Consider the following 21,131-nt stretch of genomic DNA (forward strand, 5'->3'; position numbering starts at 1 on the left):
GGTGCGCCGGTGGGCGCCGATTGCCCGCGCGACGTGCAAGGCCGCGCCGGGTTTGGCGTCATCCGCGGCGGCGCCGGCACCCTACTCGCTGCGCCGCGGCCTCCGCGTCCGGATCCCGCTAGCCCGCCGTGGCGACGTAGAGCTTCAGCTCCTCCGTCTCCTGCTCGGCCTCCGCGATCCGCGCCTTCACGAGGTCGCCGATCGAGACCATGCCGGCCAGCGCGCCGTTCGCATCCAGCACCGGCAGATGGCGCACGCGCCGATCGGTCATCACCTGCAGCGCCTCCTGCACGGTGCTGCTGGGTGTGACCGTGTGCAGCACGCGGGTCATGAGCTGCCCCGCGGTCATCTGCATCACCGGCTCGCCGATGCCCGCCATCGCCCGGACGATGTCGCGCTCGCTGACGATGCCCAGGACGGTACCGTCGGGCTCGACGACCAGGACGGCGCCGATGCGATGCTGCGCGAGCGTCCGCGTGATGGAGGCCACGCAGTCGCCCGTGCGGACGGAAATGATGTGGCTGCCTTTGCCGCGCAGGATGTTCTGGATCACCATGAGTTCCTCCTTCATCCCGAGATTGCATTAACGTCAGGTTGCGCCGTTGCTCGCGTCGGTTGCAACGGAAAGCTTTGCTGCATTGCGGCACGGCTTTGCAGCGGGACGCTGAATTCGTGGCGCGCCCGGGAGCGCGACATTCCCGGGCCGCTAGCCGGCCACGGTTCCGGTCAGCTGGGTGCGCACCAGGTCCGCGAAACGGCCGTCCAGGGCGATCAGCGTGGCGAAGTTTCCGCGCTCGACGATGCGGCCCGTATCGAAGACCAGGATCTCGTCCGCGTCGCGCACGGTCGAGAGCCGGTGCGCGATGATGAAGGTCGTCCGCCCCGCCATCAGCGCGCGCAGCGCCTTCGCGACCTTCGCCTCCGTGGCCGCGTCCAGCGCGCTGGTCGCCTCGTCCAGGATCAGCACCGGCGGATCCTTGAGCAGCGCCCGCGCGATGGAAAGCCGCTGCCGCTGCCCGCCGGACAGCGTCGTGCCGCGCTCGCCGACCATGGTGTCGTAGCCATCGGGCTGGCGCAGGATGAAGTCGTGCGCCTCGGCCATGCGGCAGGCGCGCTCGATCTCCTCCTGCGTGGCGTTCGCGCGGCCGACCAGCAGGTTGTCCCGGATGGAGCGGTTGAACAGCATGCTCTCCTGGAAGACCACGCCGATGTTGCGGCGCAGGCTCTCCAGCGTGACATCGCGCAGGTCCGTCCCGTCGAGCGTGATGCGCCCCTCGGTCGGATCCCAGAGCCGCTGCAGCAGCTGCATGGAGGTCGTCTTGCCCGCGCCGGTCGCGCCCACCAGCGCCACCGTCTGCCCGGGTTGCGCCACGAGGTCGATGCCGCTCAGGATCCGGCCGCTGTTGGGGTAGGAGAAGCCCACGCCATCGAACCGCACCTCGCCCACGGCGCGGCCGAGATCCTTGGCGTCGGGCCGCTCCGGCACCGTGCTCATCGTGTCCAGCACGTTGAAGTACTGCCGCAGGGACGGCGCCTGGAAGAGCATGTGCGACACGAAGCCCACCGCGCCCTCCATCCGCGCGACGAGCAGCGTCGCGAAGCCCATGAAGCTCACGATGTCGCCCACCGTGGCCTGGCCCTGCAGGTGCAGCGCCGTGCCGAGCATGAAGATCATGATGACGGTGATGGTGCTGGAGGCGCGCGTGAGCACGTTCACCACGGCCCACCAGTTCAGCACGGGGAACTGGTGGTCCAGCACCTGGCGCATGATGTCGCCGAACATCTTCGCCTCGCTGTTGAGCCGGGTGAAGGACTGCACCACCACCACGTTGGACAGCGCGTCCTGCGCGGAGCCCGCGAGCTGGGTCTGGAATTCCTCCACCTTCATCTGCGCATTCTGCGTCTTGCGGATGACGACGGCCGTGATGACGGTGAAGACGATCACCAGCGCGATGAGCAGCAGCCCGAGCCGCCAGTTGAGCGACATGGTGAGCGGCAGCAGGACCAGCGCGCTCACGATCGTCACCAGATGCTCGCGGAAGAAGGCGAGCCAGAGGCCGAACAGGTTGTCGGTGCCGACCAGCATCACCTTCATCAGCCGGCCCGACTGCACGTCGCCATGGAATTCCAGCGGCAGCGCCAGCACGTGCTGGAAGTAGCGCGACATCATCACCAGGCGGTTGCGATGGGCCATGCGGTCGGCCAGCAGCGCGACCGCCACGTTCGCGCCGATCGAGGAAAGCCCCACCGTCGCCCAGATGAAGAGCAGCGTGTAGGCGGCGGTCCAGACGTCGGAGGCGGCCATCCGGTCGGTCCTGGACAGCAGGTCGATGACGCGGCCGAAGAGCACCGGCTCCAGGAACTGCAGGCCGGCCAGCGCGATGGCGGCGGCGGTCAGGCCGAAGGCCACCCATTTGTCGGGCTTGAGCAGCGTCAGAACGCGCCAGTAGAGATGGAGAAACGCCATCGGCCTCTATCCTGAACGGCTTCGAACAATGCCTGTAGCGACCATGGGGCGACGCGCAAGCCTGTCCAGGGTTTCGATAGCAAGCGGAACCATCGCCGCCGATGCAGGTTGCATGGTTCACCCTTGAACGCGGCGCCGCGCCGGTCCAATCTCCTCGACAAATATATAAATTGGAGACGTTCAGATGCCCCTCTCGCGCCTTTCGCGCCGTGCCGTGCTTTCGGCGAGCCTTTCGGCCCCCTTCCTCGGCGCGCGGCCGGTCCATGCCCAAGGCGCGGCCCAGGGCGGCTGGTCGCCGAGCCGGCCCATTCGCCTCGTGGTGGGATTCACCCCCGCCGGCACGACCGACATCGCCGCGCGCCTCCTCGTCGAGCCGCTGTCGCAGCGGCTGGGCCAGCAGGTCGTGATCGAGAACCGGCCGGGCGCCGGCGGCAATGTCGGCGCGGATGTGGTGGCCAAGGCCGATCCCGACGGCCACACCATCCTCATGCAGACCATCAGCTCGGGGGCGATCAACTACCAGCTCTACGGCTCCCGCATGCCCTACAAGCCGGAGGATTTCGCCGGCATCAGCCTCGTCATCCGCGTGCCCAACGCGATCTTCGTGAACCCGAACGTGCCGGCGAACACGCTGGCCGAGCTGGTGGCGCTGGCCAAGGCCAATCCGGGCAAGATGAACATCGGCAGCAGCGGCGTCGGCACCTCGCTGCACATGACGGGCGAGCTGCTGAAGCTGGCGGCCGGCATCGACCTGACGCATGTGCCCTTCCGCGGCGCCGGCCCCATGATGCAGGAGATCATCGCCGGCCGCATCGAGGTCGGCGTGGACAACCTGCCGAGCGTGATCAACCACCTGCGCGAGGGACGGCTGAAGCCGCTCGCCGTCACCACGGCCACGCGGAGCCCGCAGCTCCCGAACGTGCCCACCACGGCCGAGGCCGGGCAGCCCGGCGTCGAGGCCACCGCCTGGTTCGGGCTCGTCGGTCCCGCCCGCATGCCGCGCGCGGCCATCGAGCGCATCAACCGCGAGGTCGAGGCGATCCTCACCGAGCCCGCCATCTGGGCGAAGTTCGCCGATCTCGGCGGCATGCGCGCCGAGCTGGCGCCGGGTGGCGGCAGCTCGCCGGAGACCTTCGACACCTTCATGCGCAACGAGATCGCGAAATGGAGCGACGCCGTCCGCCGCTCCGGCGCCACGGTGGAAGGGTCGTGATCCGGGCCGCCCCGCGCCGCGCCGTCCTGGCCGCGGGCCTCGCCGCGCCGGCGCTCGCCCTTTCGGAGGGCAGCCGGGCGCAGGGCGGCTGGGCGCCCACGCGCCCGCTCCGCCTCGTCATCCCCTTCCCGCCCGGCGGCACGACCGACATGGTCGGCCGCATGGTCGCCGAGCGGCTGGCGCCCAAGCTCGGCCAGCCGGTGGTGGTCGAGAACCGGCCCGGCGCCGGCGGCAACCTGGCCGGCGAGGTCGTGGCGCGCGCGGAGCCGGATGGCGGCACGCTGCTCTTCACCTCGATCGGCACGGGGGCGATCAACTATTCCGTCTACGGCGCGCGCATGCCGTGGAAGCCGGAGGACATGGCGGCCGTGGGCCTCGTCACGCGCATGCCGAACGTCCTGATGGTTGCGAATCGCATGCCGGTGCAGACCATGGCCCAGTTCCTGGACTTCGCGCGCGGCCGGCAGGGCGAGATCACCTACGGCACGGCCGGAATCGGCAGCAGCCCGCATGTCTGCATGGAGCTGCTGAGCCAGATCACCGGCATCCGGCTGGTGCACGTTCCCTTCCGCGGCTCGGGCCCGATGCTGACCGAGCTCATGGCCGAGCGCGTGGATTGCGGCATGGACAACATCCCCTCCGCCCTGCCCTTCATCCGCGACGGCCAGATCCGGGCGCTGGGGATGAGCGGCGCCTCGCGCGCCAGCGTGGTACCGAACGTGCCCGTCATCGCGGAAACCATTCCGGGCTTCGAGGCGACGGCCTGGTTCGGCGTGCAGACCTCGTCGCGCGTGCCCCGCGCGGCGATCGAGCGGATCGGCGCGGAGATCGACGGCATCGCGCGGACCCCCGCCTTCCGGGCGCGGCTCGCGGAGTTCGGCGCGGATGGGCCGGGCCTCACCCCCGATGGCGGCAGCAGCCCGGCGGCTTTCCAGGCCTTCCTGGCGGCCGAGATCCGGAAATGGGCCGAGGTGGTGCAGAAGGCGAATTTGACGGCCAGCTGATATGCGCGGCCGCCGGTGGATCGGCGGGCCCAAGGGGGATATCACCCGGGGGAATTCCTCCCGGAGATGTCCCCCCATGTCCCACATCAAGTCCCCGACCAAGTCGCTGACGCGCCGTTCCGCGATGGCCCTGCCCACCTTGGCCCTGCCGGCCCTGCTCCCCGCCGTCGCTTCCGCCCAGGCGCCCTGGGCGCCGACGCGCTCCATGCGCATCGTGGTCCCCTTCACCGCCGGCGGCGCCACCGACGTCACGGCCCGCGTGGTCGCCGAGCGGCTGACGCACCTCCTCGGCCAGCCCTGCGTCGTGGAGAACCGGCCCGGCGCGGGCGGCAATATCGGCGCGGAGGTCGTGGCCAAGGGCGATGCCGACGGCCACACGCTACTGATGTGCACGATCGGCACGGCCAGCATCAACCAGTTCCTCTATCCGCGCCTCTCCTTCGATCCGATGAAGGACCTGGCCTCGGTCGCGCTCGCGAACCTCGTGGTCAATGCCGTGGTCGTGCCGGCCGAAAGCCCGGCGCGGAGCATCCAGGATCTCATCGCGCTGGCGAAGCGCGATCCGGGCGGGCTCAATTACGGCACGCCGGGCAACGGCACCTCGGGCCATCTCTGCGGCGAGTACTTCAAGCACAAGACGGGCACCGAGCTCGGCCACGTGCCCTATCGCGGCACGGGCGCGCTGATCCCGGACCTGCTGGCCGGCCGCATCCAGCTGACCTTCGACAACCTGCCCGCCTATATCCCGCATATCCGCGAGGGCCGGCTGCGGGTCCTGGCGGTCACAAGCCGCGAGCGCTGGTTCACCCTGCCGGAGGTTCCGACGGTGATCGAGCAGGGGGTGACGGACTTCGAGGCGGTGGCCTGGTTCGGCCTGCAGGTGCAGGCGCGCACCCCGCGCGCGATCGTGGACCGCCTGACGGCCGTCGCGCAGGAGATCTGCCGCGAGCCCGCGACCGTCGCGAAATTCCGCGAGCTGGGCGCCATGCCCTCGCAGCTCGGCGGGGCCGATTTCGACCGCTTCATCGCGGCCGAGAACGAGAAGTGGGGCGCGGTGGTGCGGGCGGCGAATATCCGCCTCGATTAGTTTCGAAGGCAATCCACGACGTCCGATTGCAGCCTGGCGCGGCGGATTCGGGGTGGCGGATTCCGGCGGCCGGGCCAACCTATCCTCCGAACGCCCGTCGAAGGGGCGTGCGGAGGAACCAGCCATGGAAGCGCTCACGGATGACCCGGCACTCTCGCCCCGCCTCGTCGTGAAGAAATGCGAGGAGGCGCTGGAGTTCTATCGCAGGGCCCTCGGCGCCGAGGAGCGATACCGCCTGGTCGAGAAGGGCACGGGCCGGATCGGCCATGCCGAGATGACGATCTACGGCTCGGTCCTCATGCTCTCCAGCGAGTATCCGGAAATGGGCATCCTGGGCTCGGACGGGAAATCACCCGTCCGGCTGCACCTGATGGTTCCGGATGTGGATGCGGCGCTGGAGCGGGCCAGGGCGGCCGGTGCGACGGTGATCCGGCCGCCGACGGACGAGTTCTACGGCCATCGCGCGGCCGTCTTCGACGATCCCTACGGCTTCAACTGGATGCTGGGCCAGGAGAAGGAGAAGCTCTCGCCCCAGGAGATGCAGCGGCGCTACGACGCGTTGATGGATGGGATGGCCGGCAAGAAGGCGGGTAGGGCCGAAGCCGGCGGAACCTGACAGTATCGGGGAGCCTCCAGCGAATCCGGCCGCACAGCGGCCGGCGCGCCGCGACCAGCCTGCCGACTTGCACGCCCCGACAGGGCGCGAAGCCAAGGCCGCGGACGCGGCCGCCCGGCATTTGAGAGCATAATAAAACCAGCTTCTAAAATTGCTTTTCAGGCAATTTTAGAAGCGATCCAGTCCTTCATCTGGCTGCGCGGCATGGCACCGACCTTGGTGTCCACCGGCTTGCCGTCCTGGAACAGGATCATCGTCGGGATGCCGCGCACCGAGTAGTTGTTCGGCGTCATCGGGTTGTCGTCGATATTGACCTTCGCGATGGTCAGCTTGCCCTGATACTCCTGGGCAATCTCGTCCAGGATGGGCGCGACCATCCGGCAGGGGCCGCACCATTCGGCCCAGAAATCCACCAGCACGGCGCCCTTCGCCTCCAGCACGTCCTGCTTGAAGCTGTCGTCGCTCACGGCCTTGGTCAGTTCGCTCATGGGGGATCCTCGATTCCGATGGGGGAAAGGTCGTGTCGCCCCCGCCGATGGTCAAGCGGGGGCATAGCGATCCAGCAGCATGGCAGGCAAAGGCATCGTGCGGGCGCCATAGGTCCAGACCAGGGCGCACTCCACCGGCCGGCCCGGGAAGGCGGCGCGCAGCACGGCGCGATACGCCGCCATCTGGCGCAGATAGGCCGGTGGCGCGGCCTCGGCGACCTCCGGCGGGGGGCGGTTGGTCTTGAAGTCGAGGACCAGGATTTTTCCGGGCGTCACCAGCAGCCGGTCCACCTGGCCCAGGATGAGCCGCTCGCCAATCCGCCCGGCCAGCGGCGCCTCGGCGAGGCTGCCGGGCCCGAAGGCCGGCGCAATCTCCGGATCGGCCATGACGCCCAGCGCCTCGGCCAGGATCTCCTCCACCTGGCCGGCATCGAGTCCCTGGCCGGGACGCGCGAGCCAGGCCCGTCCGGCGGCCTCCCGAGCCCCCGCCGGAAGGTCCGGCAAGGATTGCAGCAGCGCATGGATCAGGTTGCCGCGGCGGAAGCGTCGGCCCAGCGGATCGCCCGGCGCGTGCGGCGCGGCGACGGGCAGCTCGGCCTCCGTGTCCTCCATATGAGAGGGCGTGGCGATGGCCGGGGCCTCCACCGGCCGGGCCGGGATGCGCGCCCATCCCGGCATGGTGGCGGCGAGGCTGGCCTCGCGCCGCGTCTCGTCGCGCCGCGGATCGGTTTGCGAGGATTCGAGGCGCAGCAGCGGCCCCTCCGCGAAGCCCGCCGGATCGGCGCCCCAGGCGCCCGGCTCGAATGGCCGCGCGGCCACGCCGTCCAGCCGCTGGAAGCCCGCGGCGACCTTCTCGTACCAGCAGCCCGGCACCGGCAGGCGGGCGCCATGCCAGCCGCAGACGAGCAGCCGGTCCTCGGCGCGGGTCAGGGCGACGTAGAGCAGGCGGTTGGATTCCCGCGCCTCGCGCTCGGCGCGTGCAGCATCGGCATCCGCATAGGCCGGCGCGGCAAAGCCGGTCTTGCGCGGGGCCCAGAGCGGCAGCTCCTCCTCGGTCCAGCGCAGGCCGGCGGATTGCGGCGGGCCGCTGGTGGTGTCGGGCAGGATCACGATCGGCGCCTGGAGGCCCTTGGCCCCATGCACGGTCATGACCCGCACGAGGTCGGCGCTGGTCTCCGGCTCGCGCTTCACCTCGGCGCTGGCGCGGCGCATCCAGTGCAGGAAGCCCTGGAGCGAGGCGGGATGCAGCCGCTCATGCGCCATGGCGGCGGTCAGCAGCTCGTCCAGCGGATCGGCGGCGTCGGGGCCCAGGCGCGCCAGCAGCCGCGCCCGCCCGCCGCGCTCGCCCAGGATCTCGGCGATGAGCGCGTGCGGCGGCAGGTGGTCGGCGCGCGAGCTCAGGGCGGCCAGCAGATCGGCGGCGCGGCCTACGGGCGTGTCGGCGCCGCGCTCCGCCATCAGGCGGGCGAACAGCGAGCCGGGACGGCCATGGGCGAGGGCGAAGAGCTGGTCGTCGTCCAGCCCGAGGATGGGCGATTTCAGCGCGGCGGCGAGCTGCAGCTCGTCCTGCGGCAGCAGGATGGAATCCAGCACCGCCAGCACGTCCTGAACGGCGAGCTGGCCGACGAGCAGCATGCGGTCGACGCCGCCCACCGGCACGTGCCTCTCCTTCAGCGCGCGGACGAGGTGGCCGACGAAGGCATTGCGCCTGCGCACCAGGATCAGGATGTCGCCCGCCCGGATGCGGCGGCCCTGCGAGGGATCGCCCTCGTGCCGGGCCGGCAGGCGCTCGTGCCGGATCATGTGGTCGATGCGCGTGGCCAGCGTGGCGGCGAGGCGGGCGTCGGCGCCGGTCTCGCCGGTGGCGGCGTCGGGCACGGCCCATTCCGGCGGCTCCCCGCGCGCGGCCTGGGCCTGGAGCGGCCAGAGCTCGACCACGCCGGCGGCGCCCTGGCGATCGGCGAGGTGCCGGAGCACCTGCCCCTCCTCGATCACGCCCGCCCTTGCCGCGCCTTCCGCGAAGACCGCGTCGACAAGTTCCAGCACGGGAGGCGCGGAGCGGAAGGAGACCTCGAGCGGGACGGAGCGGAATTGCTTCGCCTCGATCGCCGCCTGGAACTCCGCCTCGGCGCGCGGCAGCCCGCCGGCGTCGGCGCCCTGGAACCCGTAGATCGACTGCTTCACGTCGCCCACGGCGAAGATGGTGCGCTGCGGGGCGCCCTCCTCGCGCGTGCCGGCGCCGGCGAAGAACTCGCCGGTCAGGGCGCGGGCGATGCCCCATTGCTCGGGATTGCTGTCCTGCGCCTCGTCCAGCAGCACGTGGTCGAGCCCGCCGTCGAGCTTGTAGAGCACCCAGGCCGACCCCGGATTCTCCAGCAGTTTCCGGGCGGCGGCGATGAGGTCGTCATAGTCGAGCCGTCCGATGCGCTGCTTGGCCGCCTCGAAGCGCTTCAGCACCGGCAGGCCGAGCACCAGCGCGGCCTCGGTGGCGCGCAGCAGCGCCACGGCCTGGGCCCGCGCCATGAGGGCGAGCAGGCGCTCGCCCTCGGCCTCGCAAAGGGCTTGGACCGTGGCTTGATTGGCGCCGGTGGCCTTGGTCGCGAAGCTCTTGCGGACCGTGCGGTCGCCGGTGACGAAGATGCAGGTCCAGTCCTCCAGCAGGGCTTCGCGGCAGGCCTCGTCCTGCGCCAGCCAGGCCTTGATCGCGGCGCCGCGCGGGGCGTCGGTCTTCTCGCTGCCGAGGGCGAGCATCGCGGCCGCGCGCGCCAGATCGCGCTCCTGCGGCGGCTTCGCGGCCTCGCGCCGCAGCGCGGCCTCGTCCGCATCGGGCTCGACGCCCAGTCGCCGAGCGATCTCCGCCAGGAGCATGGGCAGACCGCCCACCGCCTCCAGCCCGGCCTGGAGCATGGACTCGGCGCGCCGCAGCTCGGCCATGAGCCCGCCGAGGCCGCTGGCATGGCTCAGCGCGGCCAGCCGTTCCAGCGCCGGGCTGATGAGCAGCTCCGCCTCGCGAGCGGAGGAGAGCTGCACGGCCGCGTCCATCTCCTCCAGGACGGAAAAGCCGGGCGGCAGGCCGGCTTCCAAGGGAAAGCTGCGCAGCAGGGATTGGGCGAAGGCGTGCAGCGTCGCGATCCGCATGCCGCCGGGCAACTCCAGCACGGCGGCGAAGGCGGCACGGGCGCGCGTGGTCTCCTCGGCGGTGGGCGGATGGCCCAGCAGCGCCTCCAGTTCCGCGGCCAGCGCGCCGGGCTCGGCCACGGCCCATTGGCCAAGGCGGCCATTCAGCCGCGTCGCCATCTCGGCGGCGGCGGCCTTGGTGAAGGTCAGGCAGAGCAGCCGTTCCGGCCGCACCCCGCCCAGGATCAGGCGCAGCAGCCGGTCGGTCAGCAGCTTGGTCTTGCCCGATCCGGCCGAGGCGGTGACGAAGGCCGAGACCGAGGGATCGGAGGCTTCGGACTGGCTCCGCTCGGCGATGTCGCGCGGGCGGTTCATTCCTCGCCCTCCAGCGACCATTCGGCCGTGCGCGCCAGGTGCTGGTAGTCGGGCGCCGCCTGCCGGCCGGGATGGGGATGCGCGAGGAAGGGGGCGTCGCCCAGGAGGAAGTCGTCGGCCAGGCGGTGCAGGGCGCGCTCGGCCACGGCGATGGCCTCCGGGATCTCCAGCTTCGGCACGATGACCTCGCCGGGCTCGGCGGCGCCGGTGAGCCGCCAGTATTCCAGCGAGGAGACGGTGCCCTCGGGCACGCCCTGGAAGGCGCCGCGCTCCGCCATCAGCGCCTCCAGCGGGAGCTGCGGCGCGGTACCGTCGCGCACCTGCCGGGCCGAGGGCACCGTGCCGGTCTTGTAGTCGAGGATCCGCAGCGTGTGGTCGGACTTGCGGTCCACCCGGTCCGCGCGCGCCTCCAGCGTGACGGTGCCGCGGGGGCGCGCGATATCCAGCTTCGCCTTGCACTCCACCCAGGTCGCCAGCAGGGCGCCGCGTTGCTGCGCCTCCATGCCGCGCAGATAGGCGCCGATGCGCGCCAGCCGCGGCTTCCACAAGGCGGCGATCGCCGGCCGCAGCGTGGCATCGGCCAGCGCCCAGTCGGCCGCCGCATCCCAGACCGGCTTGGCGGCCGCCTCCCCGGGCCAGTGCTGCGGGAGGCCCTGGAGGAAGCGGTGGATCGTGGAATGGATCAGGTTGCCGTAATCGGCGGCGCCGGGCTCCTGCTCCAGCGGATCGAGCGGCGAGAGGCCGAGGATGCGGCGTGCATAGAAGGCGTAGGGATCGGCGATCAGCGTCGCGACGTCGCTGACCGTGAGGCGATGCGGCCGCGCCCCGGCGGGCGGTCGCGGCGCGGGGCGGGGCCAGGGCGTCACCGCGGCCGGCTGGTCCAGCAGCGGAGCCCAATCGGCGCAGGGATTCTTCGCCACGACGAGCCCCCGCTCCTGCCCGGCCAGGAAGGTGTCGAGGCGCGTCAGCCAGCGGGCCGGCACGCTTGGGGTGCCGCCGCGCCGCGCCGCCCGCGACAGCACCGCCTCGCGCGCCGAGCTCGCCGCGAGGAAGAAGTCGGCGGCGACGCGGCCGATGCGCAGCTCCGGCGAGGGCAGGCCGAATTCGCGCCGCATGGGGCGGCTCATCCAGGGGCCGGGATCGGCGGCCTGGGGCCAGACGGTCTCGTCCAGCGCGCCGAGGATCACGCAGTCGAAGTCGAGCAGCCGTGCCTCCAGCAGGCCCAGGATCTCCACCTGCGGATGCGCTGCATCCGGCCGCCCCCGCGAGATGCGCGGCGCCCGAGTGACGCCCTGCGCCAGCGCGGCCTCGAAGAGCGCGGGCCATTCGGCGGGGGCCAGCGGCGGCAGCTCGGCCATGGCGGGGGCCAGGGCGGCGAGGTGGCGGGCCAGGGCCTCGCCCTCGGCCTGGGCGTAGAGGCGCAGCCCGCCGGGGAGCTCGGGCGTGCCGGCCAGGGCCTCGGCGGCTTCGAGATGCTCGGCCAGGAGGTCGGCGGGCGGGCGCAGGACGTTGTGCGGCAGGGCGTGGAAGGGGCCGAGCGCCGCTTCCAGAGCCTCCAGCAGCGGCGCGATCCGCTCCACCGCCCGTGCGTCGCGCGATCCGGCCAGGGCCATCCGCAGCCCGTCCAGCCCGGGCGGGGGCGCCGGGCCGCGCAGCACCGCCCGCTCCAGCAGCTGCACCGTGGCCAGCCAGTCCGCGCGGTCCCAGCCGGCCGCGCAGAGCGGATGCTTCAGCACGGAGAGCAGCGGCACCGGCCCGCATTCGCCCGCCGCCAGATGCGCGATCAGCCGGAGGAAGATGCCCGGCGGTGTGTCGGAGAGCGGCTGGCCGGCGGAATCGTCCGCCAGGATCCCGTGGCGCGGCAGCTCGGCCGCGACCCGGCGCGCGAGGTCCCGGTCCGGCGTGATCAGCGCGGCCCGCGCGCCCGGCCGCTCCAGCGCGCCGCGCAGGGCGAGCGCGACGGCCCCGGCCTCGTGCTGGCTGTCGCTGGCCTCGATGCGCGAGAGACCGTCCAGCGCGCCCTTCCAGCGCGCGGCGTCGCGGTCCTGCCAGGGCTCCAGATGCCCCGCCGGCAGCAGCGCGGTGCCGAGGAGCGCGGAGCGGTCGCTCGATCCCTCGGAGGCACTCCCCTTGGGCCAGGGCGCGGCATCGGCCATGGTCGCACCCATGCGCCGCAGCATGATGCGCTGGCCGGCGAAGGGGTGCGTGGGCGCCTCGAAGAGCGCCTCGAAGGGGAGCGCGGCCGTCGCCGCATCCTCGGCGGGCAGCACGACGGCGCCCTCGGGCAGCCGGGTGGCGATGGTCTTCAGCAGGTCGGCGGCGGCGGGCACCGTGCCGCCCATGCCGATGCCGGCCGCGATCACCACGCCCGGGGGCGGTTCGCGCTCCCAGGCCTCGCGCTGGGCGCGCAGCGCCAGCACGCGCCGCACGCCGATGTCGAGCAGACGCTGCGTGTGCAGCCATCCCTGCCATTCCTCCACCACCGGCTTCAGAAAGGAGGTGGTGATCTGCCAATGGATCGCGAGCTTGTCCGGCGCGAGCCTGTCCAGCCGTTCCAGCCAAAGGTGTTCGAGCAGTTCCGGATCCTGAGGGATCGGCTCGGCCTCTTCGAGCGCGATCTCGTCCAGCAGCCGTCCGAGTTCAGCGCCAAGGGCCCAGGCGTGCTCGGCCGTCGGCGGGCCGCCCAGCGAGGGCGCGCGCTTGCCGGCGAAGCCGGCCAGCACCGCCTGGCGGCGCAGCGGATCCACCGCCGGCGGCAGCCGCAGAAGCTCCGGCAGGGCGAGCTCGTCGGCATCCTCGACCGAAAGTCCCGCCAGCGCGCGCATGCGCGGCAGCAGCAAGGCCGGCGCCTCGGCCTCCCGGAGAAAGGCCGCCTGCAAGGCGCGCGCGGCACGGCGCGTGGGCAGCAGGATGGTCGCCGCCGCCAGCCGCTCGCCGGTGCCCAGCCGCGCCAGCGCGCCGCGCGCCAGCATCGGCAGGAAAGGCAGCCCCGGCGCGATGGAGAAGAGCTTCACCGCCAATGGCTGAGCAGCCCGGCGCGCAGCCGCCGCTCCGTGCGGGCGAGGTCCGAGGGGGTGGAGAGGTGGAACCAGGCGCCGTCATGCACGAGGCCGTAGAGCCGGCCGGCCCCGATCGCGCGGTCGAAGCAGCGGTTGAGGCTGAAGCGGCCCTCGGGCTCGGACACGACGAGGGCGGGCGCCATCACCTGCACGCCACCGAAGATGAAGGGCGCGACCTCGGCGCCGTTGGGCCGCCGGAGCCGGCCGGCGCCGTCGAGGAAGAAGTCGCCGCGGCCCACCTCGCCCTCGACCTGCGAGGTGCGGACCAGCAGCAGCAGCGCGTCCATGCGCGCGGGGTCGAAATACTGGGCGAGCAGGGCCAGCGCCGGCTTCGGCCCGTCGAGCCAATAGGCGTCGCCATTCACCACGGCGAAGGGCTCCTCGCCCAGCCGCGGCAGGGCGCGGCGGAGGCCGCCGCCGGTCTCCAGCAACTCCGGCTCCAGCTGCAGGCGCAGGCGGGGCGGCGTGCCCTCGCGCGCGGCCAGGGCCTCGGCCACGCGCGGCGCGCACCAATGCGCGTTCACCACGGCCTCCTCCACCCCGGAGATGGCCAGCCGGTCCAGCGCATGGTCGAGCAGCGACCGACCGAGCAGGGGCAGCAGAGGCTTGGCCGTATCCGCCGTCAGCGGCCGCATGCGCTGGCCGAGCCCAGCGGCGAGGACCATGGCGTGTTTCATACTTCCGCCCTCAGGCGCCGGGCGTAGATTTTCCCGCCCTCAAGCGCCGGGCGGCGGCTCCGCCGCCTTGGCTTGCGCCGCGCCACAGGCGCCCCGGGCCAGCATGCCGGTGGGGCGGCGCCGGCCGCCTTGCGGCCGGATGGTTCTTGCAGGGATGCGCTCACGCGGGGTTCCTCCGCAGCGCGGGCGGCACATGCCTGTCGAGGAAGCGTGCGAGCGGGGCTGCGGCCTCATGCGCCAGCGCGCCGTCCAGCAGCGCCCAGCAGCGCGGGCCATGGGCGAGGTAGTGCGGCTTGCCGTCGCGCCGATCGAGGCGCACCCAGAGCGCCGCCACCCGCAGGTGCCGCTGGGCGCCATGCACGGCCATCGCGGCGTGCAGATCCGCGGCGCCAAGGTCTGGGCGATCCGCCAGGTACTCGCGGATCGCCGCCTCGCGCAGCGCCGGGGGCACGTCGCGCCGCGCATCCTCGACCAGCGAGACCAGGTCGTAGACGGAATTGCCGATCGCCGCGTCCTGGAAGTCGATCAGCGCCATGCCGCGAGGCGTGGGGATGAGATTCGCGGGGAAGAAGTCGCGATGCACGATGCCCTGGGCGGCGAAGGGCGCCAGCATCTCACGGATCGCGGCGTCGAGCGCCGCGTGCACCGCGTCGGAGGGCGGCGCGCCGAACACCGCCGGCCACCACCATTCCAGGAAGGTCGCGGCGGTGGTGCGCGACATGGCTGCCGCATCCCAGGCGGGCAGGCCCTCGGGCGGTGGCGCGGCGTGCAGCCGCGCCATGCTGCGTGCGGCGTCGAGGTAGAGCGGGGCCGGCTCCGCGCCGGCATCCAGCGCCTCGGCCATGCTGGCGGTGCCGAGATCCTCGACGAGCGCCAGGTTTTCCGCCTGCTCCACTGCGAGGATGGCGGGCGCCGGCACGCCGATGGCGTCCAGGTGCCGCGCCACGCGCAGGAAGGCCGCGAGATAGCCCGCATCCGGCGTCTGCATCAGCAGGGCGCCGCGCGGCCCGCCGCTCAGGCGGGTGTAGCGCTTGCTGGCGTCGCCCGGCATCGTCTCCCGATGCGCCGCGCCGTATCCATGGGCCTCGAGGAAGCGCGCGCTCAAGCCAGCCGCCCCTCCCAGCCCTCGATCCGCGCCGAGCGCGAATCCTCGTCCGCGCCGGGCGCCAGAGTCACACGCAGCGCCTTCTCAGGGGCAAGCGGGCCGAGCCGATCCGGCCATTCCACCAGCACGATCCCCTCCCGCGCCTCGTCCCAGCCCAGCTCCGCCAGGCCGCCGGGGCCGGAGAGGCGGTACAGGTCGAAATGATGCGCCGCCGCGCCGCCCGGCAGGTCGTAGGACTGGACCAGCGTGAAGGTCGGGCTCGGCACCTCCAGCGCGGGGTCGCCCGTGGCGCTCCGCAGGAAGGCCCGCGCCAGCGTCGATTTCCCGGCGCCGAGCGGCCCTTCGAGCAGCAGCGCGTCGCCCGGCCGCGCCAGCCCGGCAAGGCGGGCGGCGAGGGCCTGGGTGGCCGCGAGGTCGGGGAGAATCAGCTCCATGCCCGCCCATCTTGCCGTCCGCCGCCGCAACCAGCAAACCGGCGGGGCGAAGGCTGGACGGAAGGAATAAAGGGAGGCATGCCAGGCGCCATGAGCGACACCATCGAGACCGACGTGGCCATCATCGGCGCGGGGCCCTGCGGCCTCTTCGCCGTCTTCGAATGCGGCATGCTGAAGATGCGCAGCGTCGTCATCGACACGCTGGAGGAGATCGGCGGCCAATGCGCCGCGCTTTACCCGGAGAAGCCGATCTACGACATCCCGGCCCACCCCGCGATCGATGGCGCCGAGCTCATCAACCGCCTGGCCGAGCAGGCTGCGCCCTTCTCGCCCCAATACCTGCTGAACCAGCGCGTCGAGCGGTTGACGCCCACGGCCGAGGGTTTCGTTCTGCAGACCAGCGCGCAACGCACCGTTTCGGCCAAGGCGGTCATCATCGCGGCCGGCGCCGGCGCCTTCGGCCCCAACCGTCCGCCGCTCGAGGGGCTGGCCGGCTACGAATCCAGCGGCGCGGTCCGGTATATGGTCACCCGGCGCGAGGAATTCCGCGGCAAGCGCGTGGTGATCGCCGGCGGCGGCGACAGCGCGGTGGACTGGGCGCTGAGCCTCAAGGACGTGGCCGAGAAGGTCGTCTTCGTCCATCGCCGCCCCAAGTTCCGCGCCGCCCCGGAGACCGTCGCCCAGCTCGAGGCCGCCGCGGCGCGCGGCGAGATCGAGATGGCCATCCCCTATCAGCTGCACGGGCTGGAGGGCGACGGCGCGAAGCTCGACGCCGTGGTGCTCGCCACGCTCAAGGGCGAGGAGAAGCGGGTCGAGGCCGACCACCTGCTGGCCTTCTTCGGCCTTTCGATGGAGCTCGGCCCCATCGCCGACTGGGGGCTGGGGCTGGACCACAGCCACGTCCAGGTGGATCCCTCCACCTGCGCGACCAATATCCCCGGCGTGCATGCGATCGGCGACATGGCGACCTACAAGGGCAAGCTGAAGCTCATCCTGCAGGGCTTCTCGGAGGCCGCGATGGCGGCGCATGCCATCCACCCCCGCGTCTTCCCGGGCGAGGCGCTGCATTTCGAGTATTCGACCAGCAAGGGCGTGCCGGTCTCATGACCCCCGGGGAGCGGAAGGCGCAGTTCGGCGCGACGGGGGCGGATGCGCGACGCCATGCGCCCGCCACCGCCCGCAACCGCGACCCGCTCCTGGATGTGCTGCGCGGCGTGCTGCCGTCCGAGGGCCTGGTCCTCGAGGTGGCCTCCGGCTCCGGCGAGCATGCGATCCACTTCGCCGCCGCGCTGCCCGGCCTGACCTGGCAGCCCACCGATCCCGACGAGGGCGCGAGGGCCAGCATCGACGCCTGGGCGAAGGCATCCGGGATTGGGAACATCCGCCCGGCGCTCCCGCTCGATGCCAGCGCCTGGCCCTGGACGGTCCCGGCCGCCGACGCCCTCCTCTGCGTGAACATGATCCATATCGCGCCCTGGTCGGCCACGACCGGCCTTCTGCGCGGCGCCTGCGAGCTGCTGTCGCCCGGCGCGCCCCTGATCCTCTACGGACCCTTCCTGCGCGCCAGCGTCCAGACCGCGCAGGGCAATCTGGTCTTCGACGCCGACCTCCGCGCCCGCAACCCCCAATGGGGCCTGCGCGCCCTGGAGGAGGTCACGCAGGCGGCCGTGGGGTTCTCGCTGGAGCGGATCGTGGAGATGCCGGCGAACAATCTGACCGTCATCTTCCGGCGGGTGTAGGCCGCGCCGAACCACCCGGTCACCCCGGCATGGCGATGCGCTCCGCCCGCCCGGCGAGCAGCCGCGCGAACGGGCTCTCCGGCTTGGCCGCAAGCCGCTCGGCCGAGAGCGCCCGGGCCAGGGCCGGATGCCCGCCACGCAGCGCCGCCTCGATCAGCGTGAGATCGATGACGTCGCGCTGGGCATGGCTGCCGCCGAAGACGGCCGCGCCGCCGCGCACCGGACGGACAGCGCGAATCGCGGCCTCGTAGCGGCCCTCGTGGAAGGCCGCGAAGCCGCGCATGAGCGGCAGCGAGACCTGCCGCGCGGCGCGCGCCTGGTCGCCAGCCCTCTCAGCGGCCTCGGCCACCGCCTCGATCGCCGCTTGCGCCTTCTCCTCGCGGCCGGCGCCGAGATAGGCCATCAGCGCATGGAGGTCGTTGAAGGCGTAGAAGCCCGGCTCCCAGATCCGGTCGAAGCGGTCGGCCAGGGCCTGCCAGCGGGAGCCCAGCTCGACGCCGCGCAGTTGCAGCCGCCAGAGCATCGCCGCCATGTCCAGGAGTTCCAGCATGACCGGCGTGTCGGCGCCCATGACCGGCCCGTCCACCAGCTCCAGCACGGTGGCCGTGTCGCCCATCTCCAGATGGTAGAGCGCGAGATGCCACCAGTTGTGCACGGCCAGGAAGCTGCCCTCCGACCAGCTCGCGACGTCGCCGCGCAGCCAGCCGATGCCCTCCTCCGTCCGACCCTGCATCTCCAGCACATGCGCGACGGCATGGCGCGCCCAGCCGTCGCGGCGCTCGGCTTCGATGGCGAGGCGGCCGGCGCGCTCGGCGCCCGCATAGTCGCCGGTCTCCTCGAGGCCGAAGGCGAGCATGCCCTGCACCGCATGCCAGCCGGGCATCGACGGGTGCCAGGCCGGTGCCGCGCGCTGGACGCGGTCGCGCAGCATGCGGGAATGGCCGGTGAAGAAGTCGATCTGATGCCCGCCCATGAGCGCGAGCAGGTCGCGCGGATGGTCGATGGCCACGTCCTCCATCACGCGCGAGGCCGCCCACCAGCGGCCCTCCGCGAGATGGTCGAGCGCGGCGAGATGGCCGTCCTCGCGCGCATCGCGCGGCAGGGCGCGGGCCTCGTCCAGCGCGGAGCGGGCGGCGGGCAGCGCCTGGCTCTCCGTGGAGAGCAGCAGCATCCACGCCTTCAGCAGATGCGGCATGACGAAGCGCGGCGCGGCCTGGATCAGGGCGTCGGCGCCGCCGAGCGGATCGCCGGCATAGAGCAGGGTCTCGCCCAGCAGGGCGTCCCAGCCGGCGGCGGTCAGGGAATCGGCGCCGGAGAGCGCCTGGCCCCGGATGTCGGTGACGGTCATGGCTGTTTCTCCTCAACGATGCAGCTGCAGGATGATGTCGACGCGAGAGAGGAGCGGATGCTCCTTCGGGCCCAGGCCGATGTCGCGGAGTATATGCGCTTCGAGATGCTCGAGCGCCTCGCGCGTTGCGTTCAGGTCGCCGCGAAGCCGCGCGCGCGCCAGGGCCCGGAGCCAGAGCTCGCGGAGCTGTGTGAAGAGATCGGGCGCCCGCGGCGCCCCGGTGAGTTGGTCGGTGGTCATGGCACATCCTCGATGAAGAGGCGCGTCCATGCCCCCGATGCGGGGTTCCCAGCTGTTCCTGGGGGAACAGCCCGTCGGGTTACGGGCCCAGCACCTTCGCCAGGAAGGCCGCGTCGAGATCCTTCATGACCGGATGCGGCGAGAAGACCTCTCCCGTCGTCCCTTCCAGGAGCTGCAGCGCGGCGGCGATCATGGGGACGGGGCGCCCCGTCGCCCGCCCCAGCGCCTCCAGGAAGGCGAGGCCCGCGCCGAGCTCGGGCAGGGGCGGCAGCGATTCGGGCAGCCCGCCCTGTTCCATCACCATCTCCGCCATACCCGGCAACGCAGCGCGGCCGCAGGCTACGGCCAGCGCGTCGCGCTCGGCGGAGAGGCCGAGCAGCAGCCGCGCCACGCCATGCGGAATGCCGGCCGGCGCCAGCATGCGGGCGGCGCCGATCAGCGCCGTCGGCTCGGCGAGCCCGGCCGCCAGCACGTCGGCGAGCGGCTCCACCGGCAGGCCGAAGAGGTCCACCAGCGTGTCCGTGAGAAGCCGCCGCGCCGCCGCCGGCAGCCCGCCGGCCCAGATCCGCGGCCGGATCGCCGTGATGTCGATAGCGCCGTCGCCGTCGCGCCGCGCGGCGACCGGCGGCACCGGCAGCGCGCCGACCGGCAGCGACAGGCCGCGCGACTGGGCCAGCCCGTGCAGCAGCAGCGGCGCCAGTGCGCCCGGCGGGGCGAGGAGGACCGCGGGCTCGCCCACCAGGGTGGCGGCCATGCGGTGCAGCAGCTGGGGCAGCACATGGCCGGGCAGGGCCACCAGCACGACCTCGGCCTGGTCGAGCGCACGGCCGAGATCGGCGGCGATGCGCAGCGGCCAGCTGCCCGCGAGCAGGCCCCGTGTCTTGAGCCGGTCCCCGAGATGCCGCGTGCCGCCCCCGCGCGGCGACCAGAGCGTGACCTCGTGCTCGCGGCTGGCAGCCAGCCCCGCCATGGCACTGCCGGCGGCGCCCGCCCCCAGAACGGCGACTCTCAAATGGCGACCTTCATGCCGCGAAAACCCCTTGAATCCATGCCAGACTGCCGACCGGCGCCCCTCCCGTCCATCTCTGTCACAGAGGATTCGCCATGTCGTCATTGCCCTGTTGCCGAAGCGGCGATAGCGAGGCCCCATGAGCACAGACGCCGCCGCCACCCCCGCGATCGCGACCGGCAGGCCAGCGAAGCGCCGCCCGCAGCGCGCCAAGCTGGTCCGCCCCAAGCCGGGCCGCGCGAAGCCGCGGCTGCCCGGGCGTCTCTGGAACGACGTCCTGGGCGATCGCCCGCTGGGCGGCCGCTTCCGCGCCGCGCGCCGGATCCTCTGCGTGGTGGTCTTCACCCTGCTCTGCATCCCGGTCCAGGGGGTGTTGCTGCAGTTCTCCGGCCCGGCCAAGAACCACTTCGCGCGGTTCTACTTCCACACGCTGTGCTGGCTGATCGGGCTGAAGCTGCGCGTGATCGGCAGGCCGCCCGCCGGGCCGCGGACGCTCTACGTCTCCAACCACACCTCCTGGCTCGACATCCTGGTGCTGGGCGCCACGGTGGATGCGCGCTTCGTCTCCAAGTCCGAGGTGGCGGACTGGCCGCTGATCGGCTGGGTCGCGAAGCTCGGCCGCTCGGTCTTCGTCAGCCGGAGCCGCGGCCGCACGGGCACCGAGGCTCAGGAGCTGCGCGCACGGCTCGACGAGGGCGAGAGCCTGATCCTCTTCCCCGAGGGCACCACCAGCGACGGCGCCCGGGTCCTGCCCTTCCGCTCCTCCTTCTTCTCCGTGGCCGGCGCCGCGTCCCGCATCCAGCCCGTAACGGTGGTCTACGACCGGCTGGGCGGCCTGCCGGTCGGCCGGCGGGACCGGCCGCTCTTCGCCTGGTACGGCGACATGGAGACGGGCAGCCACGCCTGGCGGCTGCTGCGCCGGACCGGCACGCGGGTCAGCGTCGTGCTGAATGAGGGCTTCGCTCCGGACGCCGTCCCCGACCGGAAGGCCATGGCGGCCCGGGTGGGGCGCTCTGTGACGGAAACGGCCGCGGCCCTGCGGCAGAACCGCGAGGTGATGCCGCGCGCGGCCTGAGCTCCACGCCGTTATTCCTTGACCGACGCGGCTCCGCTCTGGGACGGTCGGACGATGAGACGCCAACCCGTCACGCAG

At 72.5% G+C, this 21,131-nt stretch carries 18 protein-coding genes; 7 read left to right on the top strand and 11 right to left on the bottom strand.

What is annotated here, in order from left to right; genetic code table 11:
- Positions 1–118 precede the first annotated feature (118 nt).
- Complete coding sequence (locus tag EJV46_RS08465) at positions 119–571, bottom strand: CBS domain-containing protein (RefSeq protein ID WP_240782467.1); 453 nt, start codon at positions 569–571, stop codon at positions 119–121.
- 135 nt (positions 572–706) lie between these two features.
- The gene (locus tag EJV46_RS08470) at positions 707–2,467 is read right to left on the bottom strand and encodes a glucan ABC transporter ATP-binding protein/ permease (protein ID WP_131548184.1); all 1,761 of its coding nucleotides are present in this window, start codon (positions 2,465–2,467) and stop codon (positions 707–709) included.
- 184 nt (positions 2,468–2,651) lie between these two features.
- On the opposite strand from EJV46_RS08470, the gene EJV46_RS08475 reads away from it, so the two are divergent.
- The 4 genes from EJV46_RS08475 to EJV46_RS08490 all read left to right on the top strand — a co-directional run bounded on the left by EJV46_RS08475 (position 2,652) and on the right by EJV46_RS08490 (position 6,387).
- Complete coding sequence (locus tag EJV46_RS08475; protein WP_131548185.1) at positions 2,652–3,680, top strand: tripartite tricarboxylate transporter substrate binding protein; 1,029 nt, start codon at positions 2,652–2,654, stop codon at positions 3,678–3,680.
- On the top strand, positions 3,677–4,684 hold the full coding sequence (locus EJV46_RS08480; protein WP_165585421.1) for a tripartite tricarboxylate transporter substrate binding protein: 1,008 nt from the start codon (positions 3,677–3,679) through the stop codon (positions 4,682–4,684). Before EJV46_RS08475 ends, EJV46_RS08480 begins: the two co-directional genes overlap by 4 nt.
- A gap of 76 nt (positions 4,685–4,760) precedes the next feature.
- Positions 4,761–5,771 carry a tripartite tricarboxylate transporter substrate binding protein gene (locus EJV46_RS08485; protein WP_131548187.1) on the top strand — a complete coding sequence of 337 codons (1,011 nt, stop codon included), beginning with the start codon at positions 4,761–4,763 and terminating at the stop codon, positions 5,769–5,771.
- A gap of 124 nt (positions 5,772–5,895) precedes the next feature.
- On the top strand, positions 5,896–6,387 hold the full coding sequence (locus tag EJV46_RS08490; protein ID WP_131548188.1) for a glyoxalase/bleomycin resistance/extradiol dioxygenase family protein: 492 nt from the start codon (positions 5,896–5,898) through the stop codon (positions 6,385–6,387).
- A 158-nt stretch (positions 6,388–6,545) separates the two neighbouring features.
- On the opposite strand, the gene trxA is transcribed toward EJV46_RS08490, so the two are convergent.
- The 6 genes from trxA to tsaE form a co-directional block, all read right to left on the bottom strand.
- Positions 6,546–6,875, bottom strand: a complete 330-nt coding sequence (trxA, locus tag EJV46_RS08495) for a thioredoxin TrxA (protein ID WP_131548189.1) — start codon at positions 6,873–6,875, stop codon at positions 6,546–6,548.
- Positions 6,876–6,926: 51 nt separating this feature from the next.
- A complete protein-coding gene (gene addA / locus EJV46_RS08500; RefSeq protein ID WP_131548190.1) occupies positions 6,927–10,367 on the bottom strand; it encodes a double-strand break repair helicase AddA in 3,441 nt (1,146 codons plus the stop codon).
- On the bottom strand, positions 10,364–13,381 hold the full coding sequence (gene addB, locus EJV46_RS08505; protein ID WP_240782468.1) for a double-strand break repair protein AddB: 3,018 nt from the start codon (positions 13,379–13,381) through the stop codon (positions 10,364–10,366). The genes addA and addB overlap by 4 nt, the downstream gene beginning before the upstream one ends.
- Positions 13,378–14,091 carry a nucleotidyltransferase family protein gene (locus EJV46_RS08510; protein WP_240782469.1) on the bottom strand — a complete coding sequence of 238 codons (714 nt, stop codon included), beginning with the start codon at positions 14,089–14,091 and terminating at the stop codon, positions 13,378–13,380. The genes addB and EJV46_RS08510 overlap by 4 nt, the downstream gene beginning before the upstream one ends.
- Before the next feature lie 172 nt (positions 14,092–14,263).
- A complete protein-coding gene (locus EJV46_RS08515) occupies positions 14,264–15,208 on the bottom strand; it encodes an aminoglycoside phosphotransferase family protein (RefSeq protein ID WP_240782470.1) in 945 nt (314 codons plus the stop codon).
- Positions 15,205–15,642 (bottom strand): tRNA (adenosine(37)-N6)-threonylcarbamoyltransferase complex ATPase subunit type 1 TsaE, encoded by a 438-nt coding sequence (gene tsaE / locus EJV46_RS08520; protein ID WP_131548192.1) that lies wholly within the window; start codon positions 15,640–15,642, stop codon positions 15,205–15,207. The genes EJV46_RS08515 and tsaE overlap by 4 nt, the downstream gene beginning before the upstream one ends.
- 90 nt (positions 15,643–15,732) lie before the next feature.
- Here tsaE and EJV46_RS08525 point away from each other — a divergent pair, with 90 nt between their 5' ends.
- Positions 15,733–16,749 (top strand): NAD(P)/FAD-dependent oxidoreductase, encoded by a 1,017-nt coding sequence (locus tag EJV46_RS08525; RefSeq protein WP_131548193.1) that lies wholly within the window; start codon positions 15,733–15,735, stop codon positions 16,747–16,749.
- Positions 16,746–17,381: a DUF938 domain-containing protein gene (locus EJV46_RS08530; RefSeq protein ID WP_131548194.1), complete on the top strand. Its 636-nt coding sequence runs from the start codon at positions 16,746–16,748 to the stop codon at positions 17,379–17,381. Before EJV46_RS08525 ends, EJV46_RS08530 begins: the two co-directional genes overlap by 4 nt.
- Positions 17,382–17,400: 19 nt before the next feature.
- Here EJV46_RS08530 and EJV46_RS08535 read toward each other — a convergent pair whose 3' ends face one another.
- The 3 genes from EJV46_RS08535 to EJV46_RS08545 all read right to left on the bottom strand — a co-directional run bounded on the left by EJV46_RS08535 (position 17,401) and on the right by EJV46_RS08545 (position 19,981).
- A complete protein-coding gene (locus EJV46_RS08535) occupies positions 17,401–18,729 on the bottom strand; it encodes a tetratricopeptide repeat protein (RefSeq protein ID WP_131548195.1) in 1,329 nt (442 codons plus the stop codon).
- Between the two features lie 12 nt (positions 18,730–18,741).
- Positions 18,742–18,969: a hypothetical protein gene (locus EJV46_RS08540; RefSeq protein ID WP_131548196.1), complete on the bottom strand. Its 228-nt coding sequence runs from the start codon at positions 18,967–18,969 to the stop codon at positions 18,742–18,744.
- Between the two features lie 79 nt (positions 18,970–19,048).
- Positions 19,049–19,981 carry an NAD(P)-binding domain-containing protein gene (locus EJV46_RS08545; RefSeq protein ID WP_165585422.1) on the bottom strand — a complete coding sequence of 311 codons (933 nt, stop codon included), beginning with the start codon at positions 19,979–19,981 and terminating at the stop codon, positions 19,049–19,051.
- A gap of 136 nt (positions 19,982–20,117) precedes the next feature.
- Here EJV46_RS08545 and EJV46_RS08550 point away from each other — a divergent pair, with 136 nt between their 5' ends.
- Positions 20,118–21,053, top strand: a complete 936-nt coding sequence (locus tag EJV46_RS08550) for a 1-acyl-sn-glycerol-3-phosphate acyltransferase (RefSeq protein ID WP_131548198.1) — start codon at positions 20,118–20,120, stop codon at positions 21,051–21,053.
- Positions 21,054–21,131: the final 78 nt, after the last annotated feature.

It is taken from the genome of Roseococcus sp. SYP-B2431, assembly GCF_004336745.1.
Taxonomy (GTDB): Bacteria; Pseudomonadota; Alphaproteobacteria; order Acetobacterales; family Acetobacteraceae; genus Roseococcus.

What these genes read in the sequence shown, in the direction of transcription:
- tsaE (WP_131548192.1), bottom strand. Translation starts at nt 15,642, where the DNA reads ATGGAGCTGATTCTCCCCGACCTCGCGGCCACCCAGGCCCTCGCCGCC.
- EJV46_RS08525 (WP_131548193.1), top strand. Translation starts at nt 15,733, where the DNA reads ATGAGCGACACCATCGAGACCGACGTGGCCATCATCGGCGCGGGGCCC.
- EJV46_RS08490 (WP_131548188.1), top strand. Translation starts at nt 5,896, where the DNA reads ATGGAAGCGCTCACGGATGACCCGGCACTCTCGCCCCGCCTCGTCGTG.
- trxA (WP_131548189.1), bottom strand. Translation starts at nt 6,875, where the DNA reads ATGAGCGAACTGACCAAGGCCGTGAGCGACGACAGCTTCAAGCAGGAC.
- EJV46_RS08540 (WP_131548196.1), bottom strand. Translation starts at nt 18,969, where the DNA reads ATGACCACCGACCAACTCACCGGGGCGCCGCGGGCGCCCGATCTCTTC.
- addA (WP_131548190.1), bottom strand. Translation starts at nt 10,367, where the DNA reads ATGAACCGCCCGCGCGACATCGCCGAGCGGAGCCAGTCCGAAGCCTCC.
- EJV46_RS08470 (WP_131548184.1), bottom strand. Translation starts at nt 2,467, where the DNA reads ATGGCGTTTCTCCATCTCTACTGGCGCGTTCTGACGCTGCTCAAGCCC.
- EJV46_RS08535 (WP_131548195.1), bottom strand. Translation starts at nt 18,729, where the DNA reads ATGACCGTCACCGACATCCGGGGCCAGGCGCTCTCCGGCGCCGATTCC.
- EJV46_RS08530 (WP_131548194.1), top strand. Translation starts at nt 16,746, where the DNA reads ATGACCCCCGGGGAGCGGAAGGCGCAGTTCGGCGCGACGGGGGCGGAT.
- EJV46_RS08510 (WP_240782469.1), bottom strand. Translation starts at nt 14,091, where the DNA reads ATGGTCCTCGCCGCTGGGCTCGGCCAGCGCATGCGGCCGCTGACGGCG.
- EJV46_RS08475 (WP_131548185.1), top strand. Translation starts at nt 2,652, where the DNA reads ATGCCCCTCTCGCGCCTTTCGCGCCGTGCCGTGCTTTCGGCGAGCCTT.
- EJV46_RS08550 (WP_131548198.1), top strand. Translation starts at nt 20,118, where the DNA reads ATGAGCACAGACGCCGCCGCCACCCCCGCGATCGCGACCGGCAGGCCA.
- EJV46_RS08465 (WP_240782467.1), bottom strand. Translation starts at nt 571, where the DNA reads ATGAAGGAGGAACTCATGGTGATCCAGAACATCCTGCGCGGCAAAGGC.
- EJV46_RS08485 (WP_131548187.1), top strand. Translation starts at nt 4,761, where the DNA reads ATGTCCCACATCAAGTCCCCGACCAAGTCGCTGACGCGCCGTTCCGCG.